Origin of the sequence: Xanthomonas sp. Leaf148 (genome assembly GCF_001423585.1) — a bacterium.
In the GTDB taxonomy this organism is placed as follows: Bacteria; Pseudomonadota; Gammaproteobacteria; order Xanthomonadales; family Xanthomonadaceae; genus Xanthomonas.
Genome location: NZ_LMOP01000001.1, coordinates 329,697 through 346,053 on the forward strand (window position 1 = coordinate 329,697; position 16,357 = coordinate 346,053).

General features: G+C 64.1%; 13 protein-coding genes. 11 read left to right on the forward strand and 2 right to left on the reverse strand.

Features of this window, described 5'->3' with window-relative positions; genetic code table 11:
• Positions 1-50 precede the first annotated feature (50 nt).
• The 11 genes from ASF90_RS01370 (at position 51) to ASF90_RS01420 (ending at position 15,090) form a co-directional block, all read left to right on the forward strand.
• Entirely contained in the window at positions 51-2,954 is a 2,904-nt protein-coding gene (locus tag ASF90_RS01370; RefSeq protein ID WP_193552568.1) for a 2-oxoglutarate dehydrogenase E1 component, read from the forward strand.
• A gap of 42 nt (positions 2,955-2,996) precedes the next feature.
• The gene (gene sucB / locus ASF90_RS01375; protein ID WP_055844863.1) at positions 2,997-4,208 is read left to right on the forward strand and encodes a dihydrolipoyllysine-residue succinyltransferase; all 1,212 of its coding nucleotides are present in this window, start codon (positions 2,997-2,999) and stop codon (positions 4,206-4,208) included.
• Positions 4,209-4,352: 144 nt separating this feature from the next.
• Entirely contained in the window at positions 4,353-5,789 is a 1,437-nt protein-coding gene (gene lpdA, locus ASF90_RS01380) for a dihydrolipoyl dehydrogenase (RefSeq protein ID WP_055844866.1), read from the forward strand.
• A gap of 171 nt (positions 5,790-5,960) precedes the next feature.
• Positions 5,961-6,554, forward strand: coding sequence for a TIGR00730 family Rossman fold protein (locus ASF90_RS01385; RefSeq protein WP_055844869.1), 594 nt, complete (start codon positions 5,961-5,963; stop codon positions 6,552-6,554).
• Between the two features lie 275 nt (positions 6,555-6,829).
• Positions 6,830-7,432, forward strand: coding sequence for a YigZ family protein (locus ASF90_RS01390; RefSeq protein WP_055844872.1), 603 nt, complete (start codon positions 6,830-6,832; stop codon positions 7,430-7,432).
• Positions 7,429-9,198 (forward strand): ABC transporter transmembrane domain-containing protein, encoded by a 1,770-nt coding sequence (locus ASF90_RS01395; protein WP_055844875.1) that lies wholly within the window; start codon positions 7,429-7,431, stop codon positions 9,196-9,198. Before ASF90_RS01390 ends, ASF90_RS01395 begins: the two co-directional genes overlap by 4 nt.
• A 90-nt stretch (positions 9,199-9,288) precedes the next feature.
• Entirely contained in the window at positions 9,289-10,188 is a 900-nt protein-coding gene (locus ASF90_RS01400) for a hydrogen peroxide-inducible genes activator (RefSeq protein WP_055844878.1), read from the forward strand.
• An 88-nt stretch (positions 10,189-10,276) separates the two neighbouring features.
• Positions 10,277-11,965, forward strand: coding sequence for an ABC transporter ATP-binding protein (locus ASF90_RS01405; RefSeq protein ID WP_055844881.1), 1,689 nt, complete (start codon positions 10,277-10,279; stop codon positions 11,963-11,965).
• Complete coding sequence (locus ASF90_RS01410; RefSeq protein ID WP_055844882.1) at positions 11,949-13,034, forward strand: HlyD family efflux transporter periplasmic adaptor subunit; 1,086 nt, start codon at positions 11,949-11,951, stop codon at positions 13,032-13,034. Before ASF90_RS01405 ends, ASF90_RS01410 begins: the two co-directional genes overlap by 17 nt.
• Positions 13,031-14,434 (forward strand): TolC family protein, encoded by a 1,404-nt coding sequence (locus ASF90_RS01415; protein ID WP_055844885.1) that lies wholly within the window; start codon positions 13,031-13,033, stop codon positions 14,432-14,434. Before ASF90_RS01410 ends, ASF90_RS01415 begins: the two co-directional genes overlap by 4 nt.
• Before the next feature lie 461 nt (positions 14,435-14,895).
• On the forward strand, positions 14,896-15,090 hold the full coding sequence (locus ASF90_RS01420; protein WP_055844888.1) for a hypothetical protein: 195 nt from the start codon (positions 14,896-14,898) through the stop codon (positions 15,088-15,090).
• A gap of 308 nt (positions 15,091-15,398) precedes the next feature.
• On the opposite strand, the gene ASF90_RS01425 is transcribed toward ASF90_RS01420, so the two are convergent.
• Positions 15,399-15,797 carry an Imm10 family immunity protein gene (locus tag ASF90_RS01425; protein WP_055844891.1) on the reverse strand — a complete coding sequence of 133 codons (399 nt, stop codon included), beginning with the start codon at positions 15,795-15,797 and terminating at the stop codon, positions 15,399-15,401.
• A gap of 147 nt (positions 15,798-15,944) precedes the next feature.
• A complete protein-coding gene (locus ASF90_RS01430) occupies positions 15,945-16,112 on the reverse strand; it encodes a hypothetical protein (protein ID WP_156364940.1) in 168 nt (55 codons plus the stop codon).
• Positions 16,113-16,357: the final 245 nt, after the last annotated feature.

Consider the following 16,357-nt stretch of genomic DNA (forward strand, 5'->3'; position numbering starts at 1 on the left):
AGCTCGCAGACGCCCCCTCACAAGCGCAAGGGGGTATAATTTTTCGAGATTTGAGACCGACCGATAGGGCAACTCGCCCTGCCGCTTCCGCACAATCATCCCCACAGCAGACCCGACTTACCATCGTGGATAATCTCCTAAAGCAGTTCGCGCAGTCATCGCAGCTCGCCGGCGGCAACGCCGCCTATATCGAGGATCTGTACGAGCAGTACCTCGTCGCCCCGGACAGTGTCGATCCGAAGTGGAAGAGTTATTTCGACGGCTTCCAAGGTCGCGATGCCGGTGATGTGCCGCACTCGGCGGCCATTGCCCACATTCTCAGCGCGTCCAAACAGGCCGCCAATGCCGGTACCGGCGCGGGCGCCAGCGACGAGCGCGAGCGCAATGTCGGCCGTCTGATCACCGCCTACCGTGCACGCGGCCACCTCGGTGCGCAGCTCGACCCGCTGGGGCTTACCCCGCCGGTCAACCCGCCCGATCTGGACCTGCCCTTCCACAGCCTGTCGCAGGCTGACATGGACAGCGAGTTCAGCACCGGCGGTGTCGGTGGCCAGCCTCGGATGAAGCTGAAAGATCTGCTGGCCCGCCTGAAGGCGACCTACGCCAGCAGCATCGGCGCAGAGTTCATGCACATCCAGGAATTCGACCAGCGCCAGTGGATCTACAAGCGCCTGGAAGATGCCGGCGGCAAGATCGCAGGCGATGCGGCCAGCCGTAAGCGCACGCTGGAGCGGCTCACCGCCGCCGAAGGCCTGGAGCGCTACCTGCACACCAAGTACGTCGGCCAGAAGCGCTTCTCGCTGGAAGGCGGCGATGCGCTGATTCCGATGATGGACGCGATCATCCACCAGTCCGGCAAGGACCAGGTCAAGGACATCGTGATCGGCATGGCTCACCGCGGCCGCCTCAACGTGTTGGTCAATACGTTGGGCAAGAACCCGCGCAAGCTGTTCGACGAGTTCGAAGGCAAGTTCGAGCATGCCCACGACGACCGCGCGCACACCGGCGACGTCAAGTACCACATGGGCTTCTCGGCAGATATCGCGGTGGGCGACAGCAACCAAGTGCATCTGGCGCTGGCGTTCAACCCCTCGCACCTGGAAATCGTCGACCCGGTCGTGGTCGGCAGCGTGCGTTCGCGTCAGGAACGCTTTGGCGATGCCGAACGCAAGACCGTGCTGCCGATCCTGATCCACGGCGATGCCGCATTCGCCGGCCAGGGCGTGGTGATGGAGCTGTTCCAGATGTCGCAGGCGCGCGGTTTCGCGGTCGGCGGCACGGTGCACATCGTCATCAACAACCAGATCGGCTTCACCACCAGTACGCGTGACGATGCCCGTTCCACGCTGTATTGCACGGACGTGGCCAAGATGATCGGCGCGCCGGTGTTCCATGTGAATGGCGACGACCCGGACGCGGTGATGTTCGTGTCCAAGCTGGCCTACGAATTCCGTCAGCAGTTCAAGAAAGACGTGGTCATCGACCTGGTCTGCTACCGCCGTTGGGGCCATAACGAAGCCGACGAACCGGCAGCGACCCAGCCGGTGATGTACCAGACCATCCGCAAGCACAAGACCACCCGCGAGCTGTATGCGACCAAGCTGGAAAGCGATGGTGTGCTGAGCGCCGACGAGGCCAAGGCGCTGGTGGACGGTTACCGCAACAAGCTGGATTCGGGCGAATACACCACCGAGCTGGCTACGCGCAAGCCGGACGAATTTGCCATCGATTGGTCCAAGTATCTGGTCGGCACTGCTGCCGATCCGGTGGATACGCGCGTCAAGCGCGACCAGTTGGATCGTCTGGCCAAGTTGATCACCACCATTCCCGAAGGCGTGGAGCTGCATGCCCGCGTCGCCAAGATCTACGACGACCGCGTCAAGATGGCCGCCGGCAATCAGCTGGGCGACTGGGGCTTTGCCGAAAACCTGGCCTACGCCACGCTGCTGGCCGAAGGCCACAAGCTGCGTCTGGTCGGCCAGGATGCCGGTCGCGGTACGTTCTTCCACCGTCACGCGATCCTGCATGACCAGAAGAACGACAACTACTACCTGCCGCTGCGTCAGCTGGTCGAGAACCCGGAAGACGCCACCATCATCGATTCGCTGCTCAGCGAAGAAGCGGTGATGGGCTTCGAATACGGCTACTCCACCACCGACCCGAACGCGCTGTGCGTGTGGGAAGCACAGTTCGGCGACTTTGCCAACGGCGCGCAGGTGGTGATCGACCAGTTCATCGCCGCAGGCGAAGCCAAGTGGGGCCGTATCGCGGGCCTGTCGCTGTTCCTGCCGCACGGTTACGAAGGTCAGGGCCCGGAGCACAGCTCCGCGCGTCTGGAGCGTTTCCTGCAGCTGTGCGCGCTGGAGAACATGCTGGTCTGCGTGCCGACCACACCGGCGCAGTGCTTCCACATGATCCGTCGCCAAATGCGCATGACCACCCGCAAGCCGCTGGTGGTGATGACGCCCAAGTCGCTGCTGCGTCACAAGCTGGCGGTGTCGAGCCTGGAAGAACTGGCCGATGGCGAGTTCCAGCATCTGATTCCCGATGCCAAGGCCGATGCCGGCAAGGTCAAGCGCGTGGTGCTGTGCTCAGGCAAGGTCTATTACGACCTGCTCGAAGACCAGACCAAGCGCGGTCAGGACGATGTCGCAATCCTGCGCGTGGAGCAGCTGTATCCGTTCCCGCGTGCGCAGCTGGCCGCCGAACTCAAGGCCTATGCCAACGCCACCGACGTGGTGTGGTGCCAGGAAGAGCCGCAGAACCAGGGTGCGTGGTACCAGATCCGCCATCACCTCAATTTCTGCCTGGCCGGCGGTCAAAGCCTGCATTACGCCGGCCGTGTCCGTTCGCCCTCGCCTGCCGCCGGCCACATGGCCGACCACATCGTCGAACAGCAAACGCTGGTCGCCGATGCGCTCCTCAATCCGTTCAACGACCAAGTCGCTGAATAACTCCTCTTCCCCAAAGAACGAAAACCCTAGGACGCTCCCCGAATGGCCACCGAAGTCAAAGTTCCGGTACTGCCCGAATCCGTTTCCGACGCCACCATCGCCAGCTGGCACAAGAAGGCCGGTGAAGCGGTCAAGCGCGACGAGAATCTGGTCGACCTGGAAACCGACAAGGTCGTGTTGGAAGTTCCTTCGCCTGTCGACGGCGTGTTGAAGGAAATCAAGTTCGAAGCCGGCAGCACGGTCACCAGCAACCAGCTTCTGGCGATCATCGAAGAAGGCGCCGTTGCCGCCGCGGCTCCGGCCGAAGAGAAGAAGGCCGACGCACCGGCCGCCGCTGCTGCAGCTCCCGCTGCCGCCCCGGCACCGGCTGCTGCCGCTGCGCCGAGCGCGTCGAAGTCCGCTGCCGATTCGCTTCCCCCGGGTGCGCGTTTTTCCGCGATCACCCAGGGCGTGGATCCGTCGCAGGTCGACGGTACCGGCCGCCGCGGCGCAGTGACCAAGGAAGACATCGTCAACTTCGCCAAAGCCGGCGGCGTGGGCAAGGCCTCTGGCGCCCGTCCGGAAGAGCGCGTGGCGATGACCCGCGTGCGCAAGACCATCGCCAAGCGTCTGATGGAGTCCAAGAACTCCACCGCGATGCTGACCACCTTCAACGAAGTGAACCTGGCCAAGGTGTCGGCCGCGCGCAAGGAACTGCAGGACGAGTTCCAGAAGGCGCACGGCATCAAGCTCGGTTTCATGAGCTTCTTCGTCAAGGCCGCCGCCAACGCCTTGCAGCGCTTTCCGCTGGTCAACGCTTCGATCGACGGCGACGACATCATCTATCACGGCTACAGCGACATCTCGATCGCCGTCTCCACCGAGAAGGGCTTGGTCACGCCGGTGCTGCGTAACGTCGAGCGCCAGTCGTTCGCTGAAGTCGAACAGGGCATCGCCGACTACGCCGCCAAAGCGCGCGCCGGCAAGCTGGGCCTGGACGATCTGCAAGGCGGTACGTTCACCATCACCAACGGCGGCACCTTCGGCTCGCTGCTGTCCACCCCGATCATCAACCCGCCGCAGAGCGCCATCCTGGGCATGCACGCGATCAAGGAACGTCCGATCGCCGAGAACGGCCAAGTCGTGATCGCGCCGATGATGTACCTGGCGCTGTCTTACGACCACCGCATCATCGACGGCAAGGATTCGGTGCAGTTCCTGGTCGACATCAAGAATCAGCTGGAAAACCCGGGCCGGATGCTGTTCGGCCTGTGAGCCATCGCTCCCTCTCCCGTCTGCGGGAGAGGGTTGGGGTGAGGGCCGCGCCATCGTCGGCCGCTGTCGCCCTCCCTCATCCGGCGCTTCGCGCCACCTTCTCCCGCCTCCGGGAGAAGGAGAACGAATCAAGGAATTGCTAAAATGGCTGAAAACTACGACGTCGTCGTCATCGGTGCCGGCCCGGCCGGCTATCACGCGGCGATTCGCGCGGCCCAACTGGGCATGAAGGTCGCCTGCATCGACGCGGCACTCGGCAAGGACGGCAAGCCCGCCCTGGGCGGTACGTGCCTGCGCGTGGGCTGCATTCCGTCCAAGGCGCTGCTGGATTCCTCGCGCCAGTTCTGGAACATGGGTCACCTGTTCGGCGACCACGGCATCAGCTTCAACGATGCCAAGATGGACGTGCCCACCATGATCGGTCGCAAAGACAAGATCGTGAAGCAGTTCACCGGCGGCATCGCGATGCTGTTCAAGGCCAACAAGATCACCCCGTACTACGGCTTCGGCCAGTTGCTGCCGGGCAATATCGTCAAGGTCGCCCAGCACGAAGGCGGCGAGATCGAACTCAAGGGCACCAACGTGATCCTCGCGGCCGGTTCGGAATCGATCGAACTGCCGTTTGCCAAGCTTGACGGCGACACCATCGTCGACAACGTCGGCGGCCTGGATTTCACCGCTGTGCCCAAGCGCATGGCAGTGATCGGTGCCGGCGTGATCGGCCTGGAACTGGGCAGCGTGTGGAAGCGCCTGGGCGCCGAGGTCACCATCCTTGAAGCGCTGCCGGACTTCCTGGCCCTGGCCGATGCCGAAGTGGCCAAGACCGCGCTGAAGGAATTCAAGAAGCAGGGCCTGGACATCAAGCTGGGTGCCAAGGTCGGCAAGACCGAGATCACCGGCAGCGGCGATGCCAAGCAGGTGGTGCTCAGCTACACCGACGCCGCAGGCGAGCAGACCCTCACCGTGGACAAGCTGCTGGTGGCCGTGGGCCGCAAGGCCGCGACCAAGAACCTGCTGGCGGACGGCACCGGCGTCAAGATGACCGACCGCGGCCAGATCGAGGTCGATGGTCATTGCCACACCGGCGTCGACGGCGTGTGGGCCATCGGCGACTGCGTGCGCGGGCCGATGCTGGCGCACAAGGGCTTCGAGGAAGGCATCGCGGTGGCTGAACTGATCGCCGGCCTGCCGGGTCACGTCAACTTCGACACCATTCCGTGGGTGATCTACACCGAGCCGGAGATTGCCTGGGTCGGTAAGACCGAGCAGCAGCTCAAAGCCGAGGGCGCGGCCTACAAGGCTGGCAGCTTCCCGTTCGCGGCGATCGGCCGTGCGGTGGCCATGGGCGAGCCGGCCGGCTTCGTCAAGGTGATCGCCGATGCCGAAACCGACCGCGTGCTGGGCATGCATCTTGTGGGCGTGGGCGTCTCCGAGCTGGTGCACGAAGGCGTGCTGACGATGGAATTCAACGGCTCGGCCGATGACCTGGCGCGTATCTGCCACGCGCATCCGACCCTGTCCGAAGCGATCCACGACGCCGCGATGGCAGTGAGCAAGCGCGCGATCCATAAGGCCAATTAAGCCGGGAACCGGGAATCGGGAGTCGGGAATCGGGAATCGTAAAAGCGGTCCCATCACCTCACTCCTCATGCTGACGCCGGACCTAGGTCCGGCGTCATGCGTTCTGGCTTCTACATTTGCTTTGACCCACTCCCTATTCCCAACTCTCGATTCCCGACTCCCTGATCCCCGATGAAATCAATCTGCGTCTACTGCGGCTCCAATGCCGGCAACAAGCCTGTCTATGTCGAGCGCGCCATGGCGCTGGGCGATCGCATCGCCAAACAGGGCCTGCGTCTGGTCTATGGCGGCGGCAACGTCGGCTTGATGGGCACGGTGGCCAACGCGGTGCTGGCCGCCGGCGGTGAAGTCACCGGCGTGATTCCGCAGCAGCTGGCCGATTGGGAAGTGGCGCATCGCGGGCTGACCACGCTGGAAGTGGTCGGCTCGATGCATGAGCGCAAGATGCGCATGTTCGAGCTGTCCGATGCCTTCGTCGCCCTGCCCGGCGGCTTCGGCACCATGGAAGAGATTTTCGAGATGCTCACCTGGCGCCAGCTCGGCATCGGCAACAAGCCGTGCGCCTTCCTGGATATCGCAGGGTTCTATGCGCCACTGATCGGCATGATCGATCGCATGGTGGAAGAACGTTTCCTGCATCCGGATCAGCGCGCCGACCTGTGGTACGGCGACGACATGGAGCAGATGCTGGAGTGGATGCAGCACTACACCCCGGCGCAGGCATCCAAGTGGATCGACGAGAAGCGCCGCTCCACGCTGGTGTAATCGAAGACACCCCTGGTCCACGCGGCCGCAACGCGCGTCGCTTTCTGCAAGCGCGCGCGGCAGTAACGCGCATCGACTCAGCGAACGCATGCTCACGCTAATACCGGGCAAACGCGTGCGCCCGAACATCTGCCAGGCGCGACGTCGGTCGCCAACGTCCGACGCACAGCAACGGTGCATCGCTAAGGCACCACCTCGTCCCAATCGCCCCGGTCTGCCAGCTTGCAACGGCAGTCACGCTGACTGCAGCAACCGACATCGCCGCCTCGCATAGAATGGCGACGATGCTCGATACCCTCGCCGCTGACGCGCACCACAGCCTGGACATCAAGCACAGTCGCTTTCTGGCCCATGCTGCTGCACTCGATTCTTCCGCGCAGGCGCTGGAGATCGTGCAGCGCGTGTCGGTACCGGATGCCACGCACAACTGCTGGGCCTACCGGTTCGGGCAGGAGTACCGTTCCAGCGACGATGGCGAGCCCAGCGGCACGGCGGGGCGGCCGATTCTGGCAGCCATCGATGGCCAAGGCTTCGATCGCGTGGTGGTGGTGGTGACGCGCTGGTATGGCGGGATCAAGCTCGGTGCCGGTGGGCTGGTGCGCGCTTATGGCGGTACCGCGGCCGAATGCCTGCGCCTGGCCACGCGGCGGCCGCTGGTTGCGCTGACCCTGCTCGACCTGCAATGCCAGTTCGACGATCTGGGGCTGGTGCACGCGGCGCTTGTCGCGTTCCATGTCGACAAACTGGATGAACACTTCGACGCCCAAGGCGCAGCGTTACGCGTGCAGCTGCCTGCAGATCAGCTTGCTGGCTTGAAAACCCGCCTGTGCGACGCCACTCGCAATCGTGTCCACCTCTCAACACCGGAAGCCGCATGACTCAGCCAGCCGCCGCCAGGCCCAACCCATTGCGGAAGCTTGGCAGCCTGCGCACCTTGTGGCCGTTCGTGCAACGCCAGCGCGGCCTGTTCGCCGCCTGGCTGATCGCACTCGCGGTGTCCTCCGCGGCCACCTTGAGCCTGCCGGCCGCGGTCAAGCGCATGATCGACCACGGCTTCTCCGGCGGCACGCAGATCAACCAGGCCTTCGCATTATTGTTTGTGGTGGCAGTGGTGCTGGCCCTGGCGACCGCAGCGCGTTTTTACTTCGTGGCGTTGCTGGGCGAAAAAGTCGTCGCAGATCTGCGCGGCCGTCTGTATGCGCACCTGATCAGCCTGGACGCCGGTTTTCATGATCGCAGCCGCAGCGGCGAGCTGGTGTCGCGGCTGTCGGCCGACAGCGAGCTGTTGCGCGGGCTGATCGCCAACACCATGTCGGTGGCGTTGCGCAGCTCGGTGACGGTGATCGGCAGCATGGTGATGTTGTTCGTCACCAGCCCGCGCCTGGCCGGATTCACGCTGATCGGCATTCCGTTGGCGGTGCTGCCGATCGTGCTCGGCGCGCGCCGGCTGCAAAAGATTTCGCGCGCCAGCCAGGATCGCGTGGCCGACGCCAATACGCTGGCGGCCGAAACGCTCGGCGCGGTCCGCACCGTGCAGGCGCATGCGCGCGAGCGCTACGAGAGTCAGCGTTTCAGCCAGGCGTTGTTTGCGGCGATCGATACTGCGCGGCTGCGCATCCGCACCCAGGCCGGCGTCACCGCCATTGCGATCATGCTGATCTTCGGTGCCATTGTCGGTGTGCTGTGGTTGGGCGCGCACGACGTGGTGTCCGGCCGCATGACGCCCGGCACGCTGGGCCAGTTTGTGCTGTATGCGTTGATCGGCGGCGGTTCGGTCGGCGCGCTGGCCGAGGTGTGGAACGAGTTGCAGCGCGCCGCCGGCGGCATGGGCCGGGTTGGCGAACTGCTCGACGAACAGTCGGCGATCGTGGCGCCGGCCACGCCCATGCGCTTGCCGCAGCCGCTGCGCGGGGCGATTCATTTCGACCAGGTGATGTTTCATTATCCGCAGCGCCCCGACGCACCGGCGCTGGATGGATTCGACTTGCATGTCAGCCCCGGCGAAACCGTTGCCCTGGTCGGCCCGTCCGGCGCCGGCAAGAGCACGGTGCTGGCGATGCTGCTGCGCTTCCACGACCCCGCCAGCGGCAGCGTGCGCATCGACGAGGTGGACCTGCGCCAGACCGACCCGGTGCGCTTGCGCGAGAACATCGCACTGGTCCCGCAACAACCGACCCTGTTCGCCGCCAGTGCCGCCGACAACATTCGCTACGGCCGCCTGGAGGCCAGCGATGCCGAGGTGGAAGCGGCAGCGGCCGCAGCAGAGGCCGATGTCTTTATCCGCGCCCTGCCCCAAGGCTATGCCAGCGAACTGGGCGAGCGTGGTACGCGTCTGTCCGGCGGCCAGCAGCAACGTGTGGCAATCGCACGTGCCTTGCTCAAGGACGCGCCCATCCTGCTGCTGGACGAAGCCACCAGCGCACTGGATGCACAGAGCGAGCGCGCCGTGCAGCAGGCACTGGACCGACTGATGCAGGGCCGCACCACTTTGGTCATCGCGCACCGCCTGGCAACCGTGCTCAAGGCCGACCGCATCGTGGTCATGGATGCCGGCCGTATCGTGGCGCAGGGCACGCATGCGCAGTTGATCGCCGAAGGCGGCCTGTACGCCGAGCTGGCGCGGCTGCAATTCATCGATCAATGACGCCCGGTTGATGCCCACTGCGGGCCACACGCTCGCTCACCGGCCTCGCCGGCAGTGCGACTTCGAGCGACCCGACGTACCGATGCGACCATGCCCCGCCCCAAGACCACTCTTCGCCAACTCAGTTACTTCATCGCACTGGCAGATACCGGCAGCTTCACCCGTGCTGCCGAACAGATGGGCGTGTCGCAGCCCTCGCTGTCGCAACAGATCCGCGCACTGGAAACCATCATCGGTGCGCCGTTGTTCGAGCGCGGCGTCCCGGCCATCCTGACCCCGCTCGGGCGCGACCTGCTCGACCGCGCGCGCAGCATCCTGCTCGATGTGACCGATCTGGAAGAAGTACGCACGACCTCGACCGACACGCTGATCGGCACCATCCGGCTCGGTGTCTCGCCCACGCTGGGCGCCTACCTGATGCCCAGCCTGGTTGCACGGCTGCACCGCGAGCACCCGGCGCTGCGCGTGCACGTGCGCGAGGGCCTGCCGACCGTGCTCGCTCGCGACCTGGCCAACGGCGTGCACGATCTGATCCTGGCGCAATTGCCGGTGGCCGGGAGCAGCCTGCACAGCGAGCGGCTGTTCCGCGAACCCCTGCACGTGACCATGGCCGCCGATCACCCGCTGCGCAGCAAACGCTACATCACCCCTGCCGATCTACGCGGTGCCAACCTGCTGACCTTGATGCCGGAATACCGATTGGCCGAACAGGTGGCCGCCATCGCGATGGATGTCGGCGCACATGTGTTGCGCGATTACGAAGGAACGAGTCTGGATGCGATCCGACAGATGGCCGGCATGGGTATGGGTCTGGCCCTGCTGCCGGAGCTTTACGTGCGTCAGGAAATCCGCGAAGGCGACGATGTAGTGGTGCGCCCGATCAAGGGCGGCCGCTATTACCGCGAGATCGGGCTGCTGTGGCGGCAAGGTGCAGGACGCGCGCCAGCGTTCGGTTTGATCGCAGATCTGCTGCGCGCGGCAGCCGCATAGGAAAATCCTATACAACGGATAAGCGCTCCGGCCTTGTCCTATAGCGGCAACTCGTCAATGCTTCACTGAACTCATCAATGGAAGTTCAATGGCGGCAAAGCGGATCGGATGGCGGGAAGCGGTGGGCTGGCTGGCGGAAATCGTCGGGCCGGACATGCCGTATGTGCGTTTGGCCCTGGTGTACGGCGTGGCGATCAGCCTGCTGTCGCTGGCCACGCCCATCTCGGTGCAGCTGCTGATCAACAGCGTCGCCAATACCGCGCTGCCTGCGCCGCTGTGGACGTTGTCGGGCCTGCTGCTGGGGCTCCTGCTGCTGGTGGCATGCCTGAGCGCAATGCGGGTGTGGGTGATGGCGCTGTTCGAGCGCCGCCTGTTCGCGCGGGTGGTGGCCGAGATCACGGTGCGCGCGGTGCATGCGCAGAACCCCTTCTTCGCCGACCAGAACCGTGGCGATGTATTCAATCGCTACTTCGATCTGGTGGTGGTGCAAAAAGCGGTACCCAGCCTGGCGATCGGCGCCTTCACCATCGTGCTGCAATCGGCGGTCGGCTTGATCCTCACCAGCTTCTACCACCCGTTTTTCCTGGCCTTCAACGCCTTGCTGCTGTTGATCATCTTTGCGATCTGGATGATCTGGTCGCGCGGCTCGATCCGCACCGCGGTCGAACTCAGCCACGCCAAGCACAATGCCGCGCACTGGCTGGAAAGCGTCGGCGGCTCCAACGGCTTCTACAAATCCAGCCGCCATCTCAACTTTGCGATGGATCGCTCCGAGGCCGTGACTGCCGCCTACGTCGACCGGCACCGGCGCCATTTCCGCTACAGCTTCACCCAGACCGTGGCCTTCCTGCTGGTGTACGCGGTCGCCAGCGCGGCGTTGTTGGCCCTGGGCGGCAGCCTGATCCTGCGCGGCGAGTTGTCGATTGGCCAACTGGTGGCCGCCGAGCTGATCCTGAGCGCGGTGTTCTATGGCATCGCACAGCTCGGCGCCTATCTGGACACCTTCTACGATCTGGTTGCCAGCGCGGAAGAATTGTCGCTGCTGTACGCCATTCCGCAGGAACGCGCCGTGGTGGCGGCCGGCAAGATCCCCGGCAACAGCGCGGTGCGGCTGGATGGGGTGATGATCGAAGGTGCGCGTTTCGATTTCGCCCTGGAAGCCGGCGAGCAGCTGGTGACGCTGGCCGATGGCGGCGCCGAGCGGCTGCTGGCGATGGTGCTCAAGCGCCACGTGGTGCCGGATCGTGGTCTGGTAATGGTGGGTGGCGCAGACCTGGCCACCTTCGACATGTACCTGTTGCGCTCGGAAGTCACCGTGCTCGACCGACCGACGATTGTCGAAGTCACCATCCGCGAGTATCTGTCCATGGCCTCGGCCGACGTGAGCTCCGAAGCGATGCTGAAAGCCATCGACACGGTGGGGCTGCGCGCACGCATCGCCGCACTGCCGCAGGGCCTGGACACGCGACTTGCCGCATCCGGCTACCCGCTGTGGATCGGCGACGTGATGGCCTTGAAGCTGGCTAACGCCTTGCTGGTGCGCCCTCGCGTGCTGATGTTGTCGCAGCTCTACGATCTGCTGCCCGCAGAACGCCTGACCCGCGTGCTGGGGCGCTTGAAGGAGGCCGACACCACGGTGCTGCTGTGCACCGGCAGACCGGAAGACATCGCCCTGGATGGTTGGTTCCGTCTGGAACCCGAGCGCCAGCAACGCTACGCCACGCGCGCCGAACTCATCGCATCCACCCAGGAGGCAACCAATGCAGCACGCCCCTGATCGGATCGCGCACTTCCCCACCCTGGCCTCGATGCGGCCACCGAGCATCGCCAAGGTACTGGCGTGGATGCTGTTGCTCAGCGTCGCCATCGCAGGCGCCATCCTGGCGTTCGCGCCGTGGGTGCAGACTGCCAGCGGCAAGGGCCAAGTGGTCTCGCTGGACCCAGGCGATCGCCAGCAGCAGGTCACCGCCTTCGTGCCCGGCCGCGTCGAGCGCTGGTATGTGCACGACGGCCAGCACGTGTCCAAGGGCGACCCGATCGCGCGTGTCGGCGACCTGGACCCGGATCTGCTGACCCGACTGGCCAGTGAGCGCGCGCAGGTCGCGGCGGAAATTACCGCCATCCAGCAATCGCGCGCGGTCGCCAGCATCGACGTCGAACGCAGCCGGCAATTGCTTGCCGAAGGGCTGGCCGGCCGCCGCGATTACGAGCTGACCCAGATCAAGGTGGCCGAAGCCGACGCCAAGTTGGCCGAATCGCGCGCCAAGTTGACCCGCATCGACATCCAGTTGAACCGTCAGTCCGCGCAGCTGGTGCGCGCGCCGCGCGATGGCCGTGTACAGCAACTCAACGCCGCCAGCGGCAGCGCCATGGTCTCGCCGGGCACGGTGCTGGCAGTGATCGCGCCGGAACGCGTGGAGCGTGCCGTGGAGCTGTACATCGATGGCCGCGACGTGCCGTTGATTCGTCCCGGCCGCCCGGTGCGGCTGGAGTTCGAAGGCTGGCCGGCGATCCAGTTCAGCGGCTGGCCGTCGGTGGCGCACGGCATGTTCGATGGCCGCGTGCGCGCGATCGACCCCAACGCCGCGCCGGATGGGCTGTTCCGCATCCTGGTCGAACCTGCGCCGGGCAAACCGGCGTGGCCGGCACAGGAATTCGCCCGCCAGGGCGGCAAGGTGCGCGGCTGGGTGCTGGGCGAGACGGTGCGGGTGGGCTACGAACTGTGGCGCCAGCTCAACAACTTCCCGCTGGAATTCGGCCGGCGCCCCGCCGCGACCACGCAGGGCGATGGCAAGGCCAAGCCCGCCGGCGACAAGTCCGAAGACGACGCGACGGGCAAGAAATGATGCGCGGTCTGATTGTCCTGCTGATCGCACTGTGCCCCGGTGCGGCCTTCGCCCAAGCCGCGCCACTGAGCCTGGACGAAGTGCTGCAGTCCTCGGCCCGCTCTGCGCCGCAGATCGTCGAAGCGCTGGCTAAGGTCCGTCAGGCCGAAGGCAAGGGAATCTCGGCCGACGGCGCGTTCGACACCGTGTTCGATATCGAAGGCCGCTCGCGCGAGGCCGGCTACTACGACGGCAGCAGCATCGAAAGCGGCGTCAAGCGGCCGTTCGAGAACAACGGCGGCTATTACTACGGCGGCTACCGGTCCTCGCGAGGGTCGTTCCCGGTGTACGAAGACAAGTCGTATACCGACCGCGGCGGCGAAGTGAAGGTCGGCGCGCTGTACGCGCTGTTGCGCGACCGCGTGGTGGACGAGCGCCGTACCCGCCGCAACGTTGCCAGCGCCGACATCAACGTGGCGCAGTACGAAGCGGAAATGGTAGCGATCGGCGTGCAGCGGCGCGCCGTGGACGCCTATCAAAACTGGGTGGCGGCCGGTTTGAAGCTGCGTGCATACAACGACCTGCTGGCGTTGGCAGAGCAGCGCCGCAACGCGATTTCGCGGCAGGTGACGCTTGGTGCGCGCCCCACCATTCTGTTGACCGAAAACGACCAGAACCTGGTGCGCCGACGCGCGCTGGTGGTGCGTTCCGAGCAGGACTTCGCCAACGCGGCCAATGCCTTGTCGCTGTATCTGCGCGACGACGCCGGCATGCCGCTGATCGTCTCCACCGAGCGCCTGCCGGCCGACACCTCGGCGCTGGAAGGACTGGCCGGTGCCAACAAGATCACTGCGCCGGTGGAGCGGCCCGACTACCGCGCCGTGCTGACCCGCATCGACCAGGCCACTGCGCGGCTGATGCTGGCGCAGAACGATCTGAAGCCGCGGCTGGATGTGAGTTTCGAAGTCAGCAAAGACCTGGGCGACCCCGGTGTGGGCGGGCCGAACCGCTCGCCGACCGATGCAATCATCGGCTTTCGTTTCAGCGTGCCGCTGGAGAACCGTTCCGCCAAAGGCCGCGTTGCCGAGGCGCGCGCGGAGATCGAAGCGCTGGATCAGCGCAGCCGCTTCCTGCGCGACCAGATCTCGGTGGAGGTGGAGTCCATCGTGATCTCGCTCAACGCTGCCGAGCGGCTGGCCAAGATGGCCGACGAAGAACGCGGCCTCGCCGACCGCCTGGCCGTCGCCGAACGGCGACGCTTCGAGCTGGGCTCGGGCGATTTCTTCCTGGTCAACCAGCGCGAAGAAACCGCCAACGATGCACGCGTGCGTTTGATCGATGCGCAGGCGCGGATTGCGTCGGCGCGCGCAGAGTTGGCGGCGGCCACCGCTGACCGGGATGCGTTGCAGTTAAGTCGTTGAGTGGTTGACGCGTTGCGTCTGCGCTAGTCCACGCCTGCACATGTCGGATCCTGCGCCGCAGCGAGTTGCGTCGCGTGCAGGCCCAGGAGGTTTCAACCCACATCCTTGGCGATGCCACAAGCTGGGCCGGGGCCGTTGCTGACTACTTGTTACGGGTATTCAGACCGACATCGGCAGAAACATGCACGACTTTCATCTTGCTGCTGCGCTGCCGAATGTGATGCTGCGTCGCTTTCGGGCATCGAGCGGCCGTGACCTTGCGAACGACTGCGCTGCATTGCGAGCGATCACTAAAATCGGAGGGTCGACGCCGCATGGCGAACTCGACCTTGGCCCTGCCCCCTCATCGCACGATGACGCCTGAGTAACATATGCGTGCGCATGCTCGGCATGTCAGCCAACCGCTGGCGGTGCGGGCATGATGACCCGCAAGGCAACCTTGGAATCCTTCGGAGGTGCATATGTCTTTTCGGCAATTTCCCGCGATCGGCGCAGATGGCGAGCCATACGTCGTCATCGAATTCCGCGACGAGCAGTCAACTGGCCCGGGCACGCATCCTGCGCCGCGTTATGAACTCCCGGATGGCCGTCACCTGCAACGGCAGGGCCAGCGCTTCGTCACCGAAGGCGGCGATCTGCGACTTTCCACGCCCTGAGCCGCACCTGGTCATTTTTTGACCACCCAGACACTAGCCCTTGCCTTGCAAGGGCTGCGCGCGGTTATCCACATGCTTGTGCAACTTTCATCCACACCCCGTGTGGATGAAATTTTCGCTTATGTCCAAGAAGGAACAAAGGACCGCCCCCTTCGACATCAGGTGTTTTTACTGGTTGGGCGACTTCTCCCTGCAGGGCATCCTTTTGCCCGCTGTACAGCTTGAAAGAGACCGGTAAACATCCGCTATCCCCATAGCAGACATGAGGCGCGAAGCGCGCATCGATGTGCCGCTGACTGAATAAAATTTCAGGCATCGGCCACGACGAGGCAGCCAGTTCCCTCAAAGATATGCTCTAGCGTTTGTCGCAGCTCCAAATGCTTGGAAGCTGTCAACTGGAAGAAGATGGTGAGAGCGTCCATGCCACCGAATGCCTGTACTGCATCTGGAGCAAACCTGATATCGGCATGGTTCGACTGCAGCGAAAACTTGGAGATACCGCCGTAACGGGAGTGTTCTTGGCCACACCACTCAACGTGATATGTGTCCATACCATGTGCCACGTCCTGCTCATCGAAATCCAAGCCGCGCTGAAGTACAAGGTAGACCTCGGCACCGGCTTCCTGATCCGCGAAACCGACTACAAGGAACTCACCATCAGGATTTGCGGTAGTGACGATTTTTGCTTCGAATTTTAATGCGGCCATTTTGATGCTAGCGCCCGAAGTGAGTCGACCCAATGAGGGCTTGGCTTGCATCCAGTACCAGATGCGCACGCTGCTGTAAATCTATTGAAACATCTGTGTGTATGAACACTGATAACGGCGGCACCGCGGAGAGATTGGCCTGATGAATTACTCGGCATCAAATTGACGTTGATAGCGCACGATCAACCAATAGCCGAACAAGGCAAAAAGTATGCTGAGCACAGGGGTCAAAAGGATAGCCATGCTCAGACCCGTATAACCACCAGCATCACACGGCTCGCCGGGAGCCGGCAGGCACGAATAGGTGGCACTCACATAAGTACTCGCTATAACGACGCTAGCCATTGTCCCAGCTACAACGCTCGCTAGAACGATAAGAATTTTCACGAATACATTCATGGCATGAGATCTGGATTCATCCGTGTCGTGAGAAGGCATCGGCTTGAGTGAATAGTAAGGCGGTTTTTACTGAAGAACCGTAATCATCTGCCTCTGCGGCACAGCAACCCATTCCCAGGCATACGCCCTTAACACAACCACCGTGGCGGGCTTTGCCTCGG

Bases quoted from the DNA above. Each gene is read 5' to 3' on its own strand.
- ASF90_RS01395 (WP_055844875.1), top strand. From the start codon at position 7,429: ATGACTCAGCCAGCCGCCGCCAGGCCCAACCCATTGCGGAAGCTTGGC.
- ASF90_RS01425 (WP_055844891.1), bottom strand. From the start codon at position 15,797: ATGGCCGCATTAAAATTCGAAGCAAAAATCGTCACTACCGCAAATCCT.
- ASF90_RS01405 (WP_055844881.1), top strand. From the start codon at position 10,277: ATGGCGGCAAAGCGGATCGGATGGCGGGAAGCGGTGGGCTGGCTGGCG.
- sucB (WP_055844863.1), top strand. From the start codon at position 2,997: ATGGCCACCGAAGTCAAAGTTCCGGTACTGCCCGAATCCGTTTCCGAC.
- ASF90_RS01415 (WP_055844885.1), top strand. From the start codon at position 13,031: ATGATGCGCGGTCTGATTGTCCTGCTGATCGCACTGTGCCCCGGTGCG.
- ASF90_RS01385 (WP_055844869.1), top strand. From the start codon at position 5,961: ATGAAATCAATCTGCGTCTACTGCGGCTCCAATGCCGGCAACAAGCCT.
- ASF90_RS01420 (WP_055844888.1), top strand. From the start codon at position 14,896: ATGTCTTTTCGGCAATTTCCCGCGATCGGCGCAGATGGCGAGCCATAC.
- ASF90_RS01400 (WP_055844878.1), top strand. From the start codon at position 9,289: ATGCCCCGCCCCAAGACCACTCTTCGCCAACTCAGTTACTTCATCGCA.
- ASF90_RS01390 (WP_055844872.1), top strand. From the start codon at position 6,830: ATGGCGACGATGCTCGATACCCTCGCCGCTGACGCGCACCACAGCCTG.
- lpdA (WP_055844866.1), top strand. From the start codon at position 4,353: ATGGCTGAAAACTACGACGTCGTCGTCATCGGTGCCGGCCCGGCCGGC.
- ASF90_RS01410 (WP_055844882.1), top strand. From the start codon at position 11,949: ATGCAGCACGCCCCTGATCGGATCGCGCACTTCCCCACCCTGGCCTCG.